The sequence below is a fragment of the Streptomyces sp. Act143 genome, assembly GCF_003143935.1.
In the GTDB taxonomy this organism is placed as follows: Bacteria; Actinomycetota; Actinomycetes; order Streptomycetales; family Streptomycetaceae; genus Streptomyces.
In genome coordinates this window covers 3,508,511-3,519,873 of record NZ_QFRX01000001.1, presented here as the reverse complement: position 1 = coordinate 3,519,873, position 11,363 = coordinate 3,508,511, and the positions used below count along the sequence as shown (strand labels likewise).

The window sequence follows — 11,363 nt, the reverse complement described above, 5'->3', positions numbered from 1 at the left end:
TCATCTCCAGCGTGGACTGCTGACGGTGCAGCTCGGCGTCGACCGCCGCGGCGACCTCCGGATCGAGCTCGTGCAGGGGGGTGTTCAGTGCGGACATCAGGTACGGACTCCTCAGCCGGCGGAAAAGGCGGTGTACTCGTCGGCGGAGAGCAGGTCGGCCGGCTCCTCCGCGACGCGTACCTTGAACAGCCAGCCGCCCTCGAAGGGGGCGGAGTTCACCAGCGACGGATCGTTGACGACGTCCTCGTTGACCTCGGTGACCTCACCGGACACCGGGGAGTACAGGTCGGAGACCGACTTGGTCGACTCCAGCTCGCCGCAGGTCTCGCCCGCGGTCACCGTGTCCCCGACCTCCGGGAGCTGCACGAAGACGACATCGCCGAGCGCGTTGGCCGCGTGCTCCGTGATGCCGACCGTCGAGACGCCGTCCTCGGCGCCCGACAGCCACTCGTGCTCCTTGCTGTAACGCAGCTGCTGGGGGTTGCTCATGGCCTGAATTCTCCTGTACGCGGGGGAGTGCTGGTGAATGGGGGACTGCGGAAGGCGTGCGGGAGCAGCGGTTCCGTGCTCAGCATCGCCTACGGCGGCTACTTCTGGCGCTTGTAGAACGGCAGCGCCACGACCTCGTACGGCTCGTGGCTGCCCCGGATGTCCACCCCGACGCCGGTGGTGCCCGGCGCGGCGTGCGCGGCGTCGACGTACGCCATCGCGATCGGCTTGCCCAGCGTGGGCGAGGGGGCGCCGGAGGTGACCTCGCCGATGACCTTGCCGTCGGCGACGACGGCGTACCCGGCGCGCGGGACGCGGCGGCCCTCGGCGACCAGGCCGACCAGGACGCGCGGCGGCGCGGTCTCGGCGCGGGCGGCGGCCTCGGTGAGCGCCTCGCGCCCGACGAAGTCGCCCTCCTTGTCGAACTTCACCACGCGCCCGAGGCCCGCGTCGAAGGGGGTCAGCTCGGTGGAGAGCTCGTGCCCGTACAGCGGCATGCCCGCCTCCAGGCGCAGTGTGTCCCGGCAGGACAGCCCGCAGGGGATCAGACCGACGGGCGCGCCCGCCTCGGTCAGCGCCTGCCACAGCCGCTCCGCGTCGGACGGCGCCACGAACAGCTCGAAGCCGTCCTCGCCGGTGTAGCCGGTGCGGGCGATCAGCGCCGGGACCCCGGCGACCGTGCCGGGCAGACCGGCGTAGTACTTCAGACCGTCGAGGTCGGCGTCGGTGAGGGACTTCAGGATGCCGGGGGACTCGGGGCCCTGGACGGCGATCAGGGCGTAGGCGTCCCGGTCGTCGCGCACCTCGGCGTCGAAGCCGGCGGCCCGCTCGGTCAGCGCGTCCAGCACCACCTGGGCGTTGGAGGCGTTGGCGACCACCATGTACTCGGTCTCGGCGAGCCGGTAGACGATCAGGTCGTCGAGGATGCCGCCGTCCTCCCGGCAGATCATGGTGTAGCGGGCGCGGCCGACCCCGACGGAGGCGATGTTGCCGACCAGGGCGTGGTTCAGCAGGGCCGCGGCCTGCGGGCCGGTCACCGTGATCTCGCCCATGTGGGAGAGGTCGAAGAGCCCGGCCCTGGTCCGCACGGCGTTGTGCTCGTCGCGCTCGGAGCCGTAGCGCAGGGGCATGTCCCAGCCGGCGAAGTCGGTCATCGTCGCGCCGAGCGCGCGATGCAGGGCGTCGAGCGCGGTCAGGCGGGGTGCGTTGCTGCTCATCGGACGGTTGTCTCCCAAGGCGATGGGGGTACCTCCCGTGCGAGCTCGTTCGAGCATGGGGGAGGGCGAGGTCGTTCCTCCCCATCTGTCATCGGAACCTGAGAGGTTCGCCATGACCGCAGGGGACATGACTTGCACCTTGGGTGGAGCCACCGGAGGGCGACTCGCTTTTCAGATGTGCCTCGCCCGCGCGGTAACGGGGCCTGAGAGATTCAAGGGAGGGACTTGCTCCTTCGGCGCCCCAGCTCTGGGCTGGGAACTCTCCCGCGCGGATTCGAACGGCCGGTATGCAGTTGGCGCGGACATCATTGCACGCATCGGGCGCCGACGGCAGAGCCGCATCAGGCGCTGCCGTTTGTGACCGGCTTGTGGCACGACGATCACGAAAACAGGAGACACACCCCATTACCTTCTCTTTACGCTCGGTGGGGAGGGGAACCCCTGACCCCGGAGGAGGACGATCACGGTGAACAGGCCCACTGCGTACGCCACCACCTCGGCCGTCGCGCTGCCCGCGCAGCCGGGCGCCCCGGCCCGGGAGACGGTCGGGGAGTCGTGCGCACCGCGGCCGGTCGTCCGCGACCTGCGCGACCGAGCCGGCCACAGCCCGCACGCCCTGCTCTTCGCCCCGGACGACCTGGTCGTGATCACCGGCCTGCCCGGCAGCGGCAAGTCGACGCTGATGCGGCGCGCCGTCACCGGCATCCGCGTCGACTCCCAGGACACCCGCGACCGCTGGGACACCCGTACGCCCCGCTTCCTGCCGTACGCGGTCTACCGCCCCCTCGTCCGCCTCGCCCACTACGTCGGCCTGCGCCGCGCGCTCCGTTCCGGCGCGGGCGTCGTGGTGCACGACTGCGGCACCCAGTCCTGGGTGCGCGGCTGGCTGGCCCGCGCGGCCCGCCGCCGCGGCGGCACCCTGCACCTGCTGCTGCTCGACGTCACCGCGGACACCGCGCTGCGGGGCCAGCGGGAGCGCGGCCGGGGCGTCTCGCGCTACGCCTTCCTGCGCCACCGCACGGCGGCCGCCCGTCTGATCCGCTCCGTGGAGAAGGGCGAGCTGCCGCAGGGGGTGGGCTCGGCGGTGCTCCTGGACCGGGCCGCGGCGGACACCCTGCGCAGGATCGGCTTCACCGGCTGACGGCCGGCACCCTGCGCAGGATCGGCCTCACCTGCTGACGGCCGGGGTGCCCGGGGGCCGGCACCCGTTAGCCTTTCAGCCACATCAGCGGTACTCGGCAGGCGGACGGACAGATGGACTTCCCGGCACAGGACTTCCCGGCACAGGCACACCCTCATCCGCACGGCGGCGGATGGCCCGGCAACGAGCTGGAGGAGGTGCTCTCGGCCTCCCTCGGCGTGCCCGGGGCCGGCGGCCGGATCGTCGAGGTCCTGGGGCGCAGCTTCGTCTGGGTCCCGCTGCCCAACGGCGGCGGCGCCCACACCGGCCCGCTCGACCTGCCCACCTTCGAGATCGACGGCCAGGCCTACGTCCCGGTCTTCAGCTCCGAGGAACAGCTCCGGCAGGTCGCCGGCGCGCACATGGCGTACACGATCGCCCCGGCCGTGGAGTTCGCGCGCGGCCTTCCCCCGCAGGTCGGCATCGCCGTGAACCCGGACGGTGTGGTGGGCGTTCCGCTGCCGCCGCCCGCCGTGGCCGAGCTCTGCCGGGTGGGCCGCACTCCGCTGGACGGCCCCAGCAGCGGTGGCCGCGTCAAGCTCTACGAGCCGGACTGGCAGGACGATCCGGTCGACTTCCTCGCCGCCGCGTCCGCCGAGTTCGCCGCGACCGGCGTGGTCCGCACCGCCCGCCGCTGTCTCGCCGCGATCGAGACCGCCGACCCCGTGATGTTCGTGGGCGTGGAACTCTCCTCATGGGAGGGCGACTTGCGTACCCTCCCGATGGACGCCCTGGGCCGGGCCCTGGGCCAGGTCCCTGTGGCCTGGCCGGTCAACCTGGTTCTGCTGGACGTGGCGGATGATCCGGTCGGCCACTGGATGCGGGAACAGGTGCGGCCGTTCTACCAGGGTGGCTCGTAGCCGCCCTCAGGGCAGCAGGACCAGGGGCGCGGGGCCGTGCCGGTGTGCGGCTCCGCCGCACGGGCGCCACCCGCCCCCACCGATCCGCACCGGCGGACCACCGCAAGCCCCGAGCCCCCAACGCTTAAGCTGTCGGCAGACACACGCAACTTTCCCGAAGGGGCGGTAGAAGGTGAGCGCCAGCGGAACCGGCACCGCGACCGGCACGGTCGAGCACATGCTGCGCCAGGTGACGCCGGGGCGCTACGACGCCTACGAGGCACTCCTCCGCGCCCTCGCCACCCCCTCCTCCGGCCAGATCTGGATGCTCCTGTGGCACGGCCAGGCAGGCTCGCCGGACGCCCAGTACGGAAACATGGAGGTCGACGGCTACGGCTACGCGCCCTGTGTCACCTCCGCCCAGGAGCTGAGCGCCAGCGGCTGGAACCGCTCCTACGAAGTCGTCGACGGGGTCGACGTGGCCCGCACCCTCTTCCCCGACCACTACGGTCTCTGGCTGAACCCGCACACCCCCGGCGGCGGCGTCGGCATCCCCTGGCTCGACCTGCGCCGGATCGCGACGGGCCTGGAGCGCCAGCCGGCCGGCCCGCTGCGGCTGTCGGAACCCGGCATCGAGATCCCGCAGTTCTACGCCCTGATCGCGCAGAACGCCCACCGCACCCCGGCGGTGCGCTCGCTGCGCCGCGCCTGGGTGCAGCCGGCGCTCGGGGCGCCGTATCTCGCCATCGGTCTGGACGTCTACGACACCAGCCCGCCCGCCGTCGACTCGGTGCGCGCGATGATGCAGCAGTCCATCGGCGCGGTCCCGGACGGGCTGCCGGTGTCGACCGTCGCCATGTCCGACGAGTACGACCCGGTCGCGATGTGGATGCGGGCCGGCGCCCGGCCCTTCTACGACCGGGAGGCCCACGGGGCCCCGGCGCAGGCCCCCGCGGCGGGGTACGGCTACCCTCCGGCACCCGGCGGCTACTGAACCGACCCTGCGCCCCGGCGGTCACAGACTCTCGTGTTACGGGAGTGTGTCTTCGCGCGTAGATGTGGGCAGAAGGCCCCATGAGGTTCGCATTTGCCCCAACTGGGCTGCGTCCGGCGGCCGTTACCTGCTGTCCGGATAACGGAACCCTGCAGCCCGCATCACGTTTATGCATCCTTTCCTCGCCAAGTCTGGCAACAGATCGCCAAAGCGTTGAAGACTCCCGCACCAGGGGTGAGTTCGCCCCTGTGTACGACGGACTGATCACGCCGCTACAAGCGGCAAGTGCGGGCCGGTCACCGCCGGTTGAGAGGGGTCCCTGCCAGATGACGGCACCATTGCACGAGCCGACCGCGGAAGCGGCCCCGAGCGCGGCCGAAGAAGCGGCGGTCAACGCCGGCGCCAAGGCCGTACAGGGGCGTTCCCTGGGTCGGATCGCCTGGGAACGCCTGAAGCGGGACAAGCTCGCCCTGACGGGCGGCATCGTCGTGCTGCTGCTCGTGCTCGTCGCCCTGCTCGCGCCGGTGATCACCAGCCTGTACGGACAGGATCCCGACGCCTACCACGAGAACCTGATCGACCCGCTGTTCGGTACGCCGACCGGGTCCCTGGGCGGTGTCAGCGCCGACCACTGGCTGGGCGTCGAGCCCGTCAACGGCCGCGACATCTTCGCCCGCATCCTCTACGGCGCCCGGATCTCGCTGCTGGTCGGCTTCCTGTCCGCGGTCGTCGCCGTCGTCCTCGGCACGGTCCTGGGCGTGCTCGCCGGGTTCTTCGGCGGCTGGGTCGACTCCGCGATCAGCCGCGTCATGGACGGCCTGCTGGCCTTCCCGCAGCTGCTGTTCATCATCGCCCTGGTCTCCGTCATGCCGAACGAGCTGCTGGGCCTGACCGGTTCGTCCGTGCGCGTCTTCGTGATGATCCTGGTCATCGGCTTCTTCGGCTGGCCCTACATCGGACGCGTGGTGCGCGGTCAGACGCTCTCGCTGCGCGAGCGCGAGTACGTCGAGGCGGCCCGCTCGCTCGGCGCCGGGCGGCTGTACATCCTGTTCAAGGAGCTGCTGCCCAACCTGGTCGCGCCGATCATCGTCTACACGACGATGATGATCCCCACCAACATCCTCACCGAGGCGGCACTCAGCTTCCTGGGCGTGGGCGTCAAGCCGCCCACCTCCTCCTGGGGACAGATGCTCTCGAGCGCGATCGACTACTACGAGTCGGACCCCATGTACATGGTGGTCCCGGGTGTGGCGATCTTCATCACCGTGCTGGCCTTCAACCTCTTCGGCGACGGCGTGCGTGACGCGCTCGACCCGAAGGCCGGCCGCTGAGCTGCCGTACCGCAAACGTCCCGTGGCACCGACTACGGGGTCTCTCATCAAATCCGGAGGATCCGAGATCGTGACTACCCAACGCACCTCAGGGCGGCGAAAGCAGGCATTGGCCGCTGTCGCCGCGGTCGCCGCGCTGCTGACCACGGCGGCGTGCGGCGGCGGTGACAGTGACAGCGACAACGGCTCGAAGACGGGCGCGGCCGGCTTCGACGCCGCGAACAACAAGGTCGCCCAGGCCTCCCTGGCCAAGAAGGGCGGCACGCTGAAGTTCGGTGGCGCCCAGGACGCCGACTCGTGGGACACCACGCGCGGTTACTACGGCTTCATGTGGAACTTCGCCCGCTACTACAGCCGCCAGCTGGTCACGGGCAAGACGGAGCCGGGCAAGGCCGGCGCCGAGCTGACCCCGGACCTCGCCACGGGCCTCGCCAAGGTCACGGACGACGGCAAGACCTACACGTACACCCTGCGTGACGGCATCACGTGGGAGGACGGCAAGCCGATCACGTCCAAGGACATCAAGTACGGCATCGAGCGCGTCTGGGCGCAGGACGTGCTGTCCGGCGGTCCGGTGTACCTGAAGGACGTCCTCGACCCCAAGGGCGAGTACAAGGGCCCGTACAAGGACACCACCAAGGACAAGCTGGGCCTGCAGGCGATCGAGACGCCGGACGACAAGACCATCGTCTTCAAGCTGCCGAAGGCCAACTCGGACTTCGAGGAGATGCTGGGCCTGATCTCGGCCTCGCCGGTCCGCCAGGACAAGGACACCAAGTCCAAGTACCAGCTGCACCCGTTCTCCTCCGGCCCGTACAAGTTCGAGTCGTACAGCCCGGGCAAGAACCTGACGCTGGTCCGCAACGACCAGTGGAAGCAGGCCTCGGACCCGATCCGCAAGGCCTACCCGGACAAGATCACCATTCAGTTCTTCTCGGACGCCAACCAGCTCGACCAGCGTCTGATCAACGGTGACCTGGACCTCGACATCAACCAGACCGGCATGTCGCCGCAGGGCCGCACCACCGCCCTCAAGCAGCACAAGGCCAACCTGGACAACCCGGTCTCCGGCTACATCCGCTACGCGGTCTTCCCGCAGAGCGTCAAGCCGTTCGACAACGAGCACTGCCGCAAGGCCGTGATCTACGGTGCCGACCACGTCTCCCTGCAGACCGCCCGCGGTGGCCCGATCGCCGGTGGTGACATCGGCACCAACATGCTCCCGCCGTCCGTCCCGGGCGCCGAGGGTCAGAAGTACGACCCGTACGAGCTGGCCGGTGCCAACAAGACCGGCAACGCCGCCAAGGCCAAGGAAGAGCTGAAGGCCTGCGGCAAGCCGAGCGGCTTCTCCACCACCATCGCGGTCCGCAACAACAAGCCGGTCGAGGTGGCCACGGCCCAGTCGCTGCAGGCCTCGCTCAAGAAGGTCGGCATCAACGCGGAGATCGAGCAGTACGACGGCTCGCAGACCACCGGCATCATCGGCAGCCCCTCGAACGTCGAGAAGAAGGGCTACGGCATCATCATCATGGGCTGGGGTCCGGACTTCCCGTCCGTCCAGGGCTACGGTCTGCCGCTGTGGGACAGCAAGTACATCCTGGAGAGCGGTAACTCCAACTACGCGCTGATCAAGGACAAGACGATCGACGGCCTGTTCGACCAGTACGTCAACACGCTGGACGACGCCGGCAAGACCCAGATCGCGACCGAGATCAACCACAAGGTCATGGAGGGCGGCTACTACCTGCCCTTCGTCTTCGAGAAGTTCATCAACTGGCGCTCCGACCGCCTGGCGAACGTGTACACCTCCGACGGCTACAGCGGTATGTACGACTTCGTCAACCTCGGTCTGAAGTCCGCCTCCTGACACCCGGCACACCCGCCGTACGGCACGAAAGGCAGGTGAAGGCCGGCGCAGCGTGATCGCGGGCCATCGGACGACCTCCGGTGGCCCGCGGTCCGCGGCGGGCCGAGAGCTGTGCTCGCTTACCTCATCAGGCGGTTGTTCGCCGCCGCAGTGATGCTCGTGGTCATCATCCTGGTGGTCTTCAGCATCTTCTTCCTCGTCCCCAAGTGGGCAGGCGTCGACATCGCCACGAGCTTCGTGGGCAAGCAGGCCGACCCCGCCGCCGTCGAGGGCGTGCGGCAGAAGCTGGGTCTGGGCGACCCGATCTACGCCCAGGTCTGGGAGTTCTTCAAGGGCATCTTCGTCGGTCGCACCTACACCGGCGGCGGTGACTCGGTGCACTGCTCCGCCCCCTGCTTCGGCTACTCGTTCCGCAGCGAGCAGGCTGTCTGGCCCGTCCTGACCGACCGCTTCCCGGTGACCCTGGGGCTGGCGCTCGGCGCGGCCGTGCTGTGGCTGATCTTCGGCATCGCGGCCGGCGTGCTCTCCGCGCTCAAGCGGGGCAGCATCTGGGACCGCGGCGCGATGGTCGTCGCGCTGTCCGGTGTCTCGCTGCCCATCTACTTCACCGGTCTGCTGTCCCTGTCGATCTTCGTCTTCGGACTGGGCTGGTTCGACGGGCAGTACACGCCCCTGGAGGACAGCGTCGGCGGCTGGTTCGGCGGCATGATCCTGCCCTGGATCACGCTGGCGTTCCTGTACGCGGCGATGTACGCCCGGATCACCCGCGCCACCATGCTGGAGATTCTCGGCGAGGACTACATCCGCACCGCCCGTGCCAAGGGCCTCAAGGAGCAGACTGTCATCGGCAAGCACGCCATGCGCTCGACGATGACCCCGATCCTGACCATGCTCGGCATGGACCTCGGCGCCCTCATCGGCGGCGCCATCCTGACCGAGACGACGTTCAACCTGCCCGGCCTCGGCCAGGCCGTGCTGAGCGCCATCCGCAACCAGGACCTGCCGATCATCCTGGGCGTCACCCTGATCACCTCCCTCGCGGTGCTCATCGCGAACCTTGTGGTGGACTTCCTGTACGCCGCGATCGACCCCCGAGTGAGGCTGTCATGACCGAACTCAGCAAGAGCGGAGCGGCCGTGGGCGAGCCCGTCGCCGCCTCGCCCGCGCCGACCGCCTTCCTCGAAGTGCGCGACCTGAAGGTGCACTTCCCGACCGACGACGGCCTGGTCAAGTCCGTCGACGGGCTCTCCTTCCAGCTGGAGAAGGGCAAGACCCTCGGTATCGTCGGCGAGTCCGGCTCCGGCAAGTCGGTGACCTCGCTCGGCATCATGGGCCTGCACACCGCGGGCCAGTACGGCAAGCGCAAGGCGCAGATCTCCGGCGAGATCTGGCTGGACGGCACCGAACTGCTCACCGCCGACCCGGACCACGTGCGCAAGCTGCGCGGCCGCGAGATGGCGATGATCTTCCAGGACCCGCTGTCCGCGCTGCACCCGTACTACACGATCGGCCAGCAGATCGTGGAGGCGTACCGCATCCACCACAAGGTGGACAAGAAGACCGCCAAGCGCCGTGCCGTGGAGATGCTCGACCGGGTCGGCATCCCGCAGCCGGACAAGCGGGTGGACAGCTACCCGCACGAGTTCTCCGGCGGTATGCGCCAGCGCGCGATGATCGCGATGTCGCTGGTCAACAACCCCGAACTGCTCATCGCGGACGAGCCGACGACCGCCCTGGACGTGACCGTCCAGGCGCAGATCCTCGACCTCATCCGGGACCTGCAGAAGGAGTTCGGCTCCGCGGTCATCATCATCACCCACGACCTGGGTGTCGTCGCCGAGCTCGCCGACGACATCCTGGTGATGTACGGCGGCCGCTGTGTCGAGCGCGGTCCGGCGGAGAAGGTGTTCTACGAGCCCCGCCACCCCTACACCTGGGGCCTGCTCGGCTCGATGCCGCGGCTGGACCGCGAGCAGCAGGAGCGTCTGATCCCGGTCAAGGGCTCCCCGCCCTCGCTGATCAACATCCCGTCCGGCTGCGCCTTCAACCCGCGCTGCCCGTACGCGGACATCCCCAAGGACAACGTCACCCGCACGGTCCGCCCTGAGCTCACCGAGGTGGGCAGCCAGCACTGGGCCGCCTGCCACATGACGCAGGAGCAGCGGGAGCGGATCTGGATCGAAGAGATTGCGCCGAAGCTGTGAGCGAGGACAAAGTGAGCATCCCTGCGCAGAGCGGAGGCACGCCGGCCACCAAGGCCGACGCCGCCCCGGGTGAGACCCTGCTGAAGGTGACCGGGCTGCAGAAGCACTTCCCGATCAAGAAGGGTCTGCTCCAGCGGCAGGTCGGCGCGGTGCACGCGGTCGACGGCATCGACTTCGAGGTCAAGGCCGGCGAGACCCTGGGCGTCGTGGGCGAGTCCGGCTGCGGCAAGTCCACGATGGGCCGGCTGATCACCCGGCTGCTCGAACCCACCGGCGGCACGGTCGAGTTCGAGGGCAGGGACATCACGCACCTCGGCGTGGCGGGCATGCGTCCGCTCCGCCGCGACGTGCAGATGATCTTCCAGGACCCGTACTCCTCGCTGAACCCGCGCCACACCATCGGCACGATCGTCGGCGCCCCCTTCAAGCTCCAGGGCGTCACGCCCGAGGGCGGCATCAAGGCGGAGGTCCAGCGGCTGCTGTCGGTGGTCGGTCTCAACCCCGAGCACTACAACCGCTATCCGCACGAGTTCTCCGGCGGTCAGCGCCAGCGCATCGGCATCGCCCGCGCGCTGGCCCTGAACCCGAAGCTGGTCGTGGCCGACGAGCCGGTCTCCGCGCTCGACGTGTCGATCCAGGCCCAGGTCGTGAACCTCCTGGACGACCTCCAGCAGGAGCTCGGCCTGACCTACGTGATCATCGCGCACGACCTCTCGGTCGTCCGGCACGTCTCGGACCGGATCGCGGTGATGTACCTCGGCAAGATCGTCGAGCTGGCGGACCGCGACGCGCTGTACAAGGCGCCGATGCATCCGTACACCAAGGCGCTCATGTCGGCGGTGCCGATCCCGGACCCGAAGCGGAAGAGCGCCAAGAGCGAGCGCATCCTGCTCAAGGGCGACGTGCCCTCGCCGATCTCCCCGCCGAGCGGCTGCCGCTTCCACACCCGGTGCTGGAAGGCGACGGAGATCTGCAAGACCACCGAGCCGAAGCTCGTCGAGCTGAAGCCGGGTCAGCAGGTCGCCTGCCACCACCCGGAGAACTTCGAGGACCAGGCTCCGCAGGACACCGTCCTGCTGACGGTCGCGAAGGAGGCGGCGGAGCTGGTCGCGGACGAGGTGCTGGCGGAGTCGGCGGAAACGTCGGCGGCGGTGGCGGCGGAGGTCGCGGAGGCCGGTGGCGCCACCGAGGAGACCGGCGAGAGCCAGGAGTCAACCGACAAGTAGCGCATGACAAGTTGGC

The 11,363-nt window shown here is 69.5% G+C and carries 10 protein-coding genes and 1 riboswitch; of the genes, 8 read left to right on the top strand and 2 right to left on the bottom strand.

Annotated features, from left to right (window positions below):
• Window positions 1-111 precede the first annotated feature (111 nt).
• Both gcvH and gcvT read right to left on the bottom strand, forming a co-directional pair.
• Window positions 112-489, bottom strand: a complete 378-nt coding sequence (gcvH, locus tag DI272_RS15565; protein ID WP_062026852.1) for a glycine cleavage system protein GcvH — start codon at window positions 487-489, stop codon at window positions 112-114.
• 98 nt (window positions 490-587) lie between these two features.
• The gene (gene gcvT / locus DI272_RS15560; RefSeq protein ID WP_109495949.1) at window positions 588-1,706 is read right to left on the bottom strand and encodes a glycine cleavage system aminomethyltransferase GcvT; all 1,119 of its coding nucleotides are present in this window, start codon (window positions 1,704-1,706) and stop codon (window positions 588-590) included.
• Window positions 1,707-1,887: 181 nt separating this feature from the next.
• A riboswitch (glycine riboswitch) is annotated at window positions 1,888-1,983 on the bottom strand.
• Between the two features lie 189 nt (window positions 1,984-2,172).
• Between gcvT and DI272_RS15555 the strand changes: the two genes are divergently transcribed.
• From DI272_RS15555 to DI272_RS15520, 8 genes are all read left to right on the top strand, one after another.
• Window positions 2,173-2,847 (top strand): AAA family ATPase, encoded by a 675-nt coding sequence (locus DI272_RS15555; protein ID WP_109495948.1) that lies wholly within the window; start codon window positions 2,173-2,175, stop codon window positions 2,845-2,847.
• Window positions 2,848-2,960: 113 nt separating this feature from the next.
• Entirely contained in the window at window positions 2,961-3,746 is a 786-nt protein-coding gene (locus DI272_RS15550; RefSeq protein ID WP_109495947.1) for an enhanced serine sensitivity protein SseB, read from the top strand.
• A 172-nt stretch (window positions 3,747-3,918) separates the two neighbouring features.
• Window positions 3,919-4,719 carry an enhanced serine sensitivity protein SseB C-terminal domain-containing protein gene (locus tag DI272_RS15545; protein ID WP_109495946.1) on the top strand — a complete coding sequence of 267 codons (801 nt, stop codon included), beginning with the start codon at window positions 3,919-3,921 and terminating at the stop codon, window positions 4,717-4,719.
• 326 nt (window positions 4,720-5,045) lie between these two features.
• On the top strand, window positions 5,046-6,050 hold the full coding sequence (locus DI272_RS15540; RefSeq protein ID WP_109495945.1) for an ABC transporter permease: 1,005 nt from the start codon (window positions 5,046-5,048) through the stop codon (window positions 6,048-6,050).
• Window positions 6,051-6,120: 70 nt separating this feature from the next.
• A complete protein-coding gene (locus DI272_RS15535; RefSeq protein ID WP_109495944.1) occupies window positions 6,121-7,917 on the top strand; it encodes an ABC transporter substrate-binding protein in 1,797 nt (598 codons plus the stop codon).
• Between the two features lie 111 nt (window positions 7,918-8,028).
• Entirely contained in the window at window positions 8,029-9,027 is a 999-nt protein-coding gene (locus DI272_RS15530; protein WP_109495943.1) for an ABC transporter permease, read from the top strand.
• Window positions 9,024-10,121, top strand: coding sequence for an ABC transporter ATP-binding protein (locus DI272_RS15525; RefSeq protein WP_109495942.1), 1,098 nt, complete (start codon window positions 9,024-9,026; stop codon window positions 10,119-10,121). Before DI272_RS15530 ends, DI272_RS15525 begins: the two co-directional genes overlap by 4 nt.
• Window positions 10,122-10,132: 11 nt before the next feature.
• Window positions 10,133-11,347 carry an ABC transporter ATP-binding protein gene (locus DI272_RS15520; protein WP_181387197.1) on the top strand — a complete coding sequence of 405 codons (1,215 nt, stop codon included), beginning with the start codon at window positions 10,133-10,135 and terminating at the stop codon, window positions 11,345-11,347.
• The last annotated feature ends 16 nt before the right edge of the window (window positions 11,348-11,363 follow it).

Excerpts from the sequence above, each read along its gene's own strand:
- gcvT (WP_109495949.1), bottom strand. The coding sequence starts at position 1,706 with ATGAGCAGCAACGCACCCCGCCTGACCGCGCTCGACGCCCTGCATCGC.
- DI272_RS15540 (WP_109495945.1), top strand. The coding sequence starts at position 5,046 with ATGACGGCACCATTGCACGAGCCGACCGCGGAAGCGGCCCCGAGCGCG.
- DI272_RS15525 (WP_109495942.1), top strand. The coding sequence starts at position 9,024 with ATGACCGAACTCAGCAAGAGCGGAGCGGCCGTGGGCGAGCCCGTCGCC.
- DI272_RS15550 (WP_109495947.1), top strand. The coding sequence starts at position 2,961 with ATGGACTTCCCGGCACAGGACTTCCCGGCACAGGCACACCCTCATCCG.
- gcvH (WP_062026852.1), bottom strand. The coding sequence starts at position 489 with ATGAGCAACCCCCAGCAGCTGCGTTACAGCAAGGAGCACGAGTGGCTG.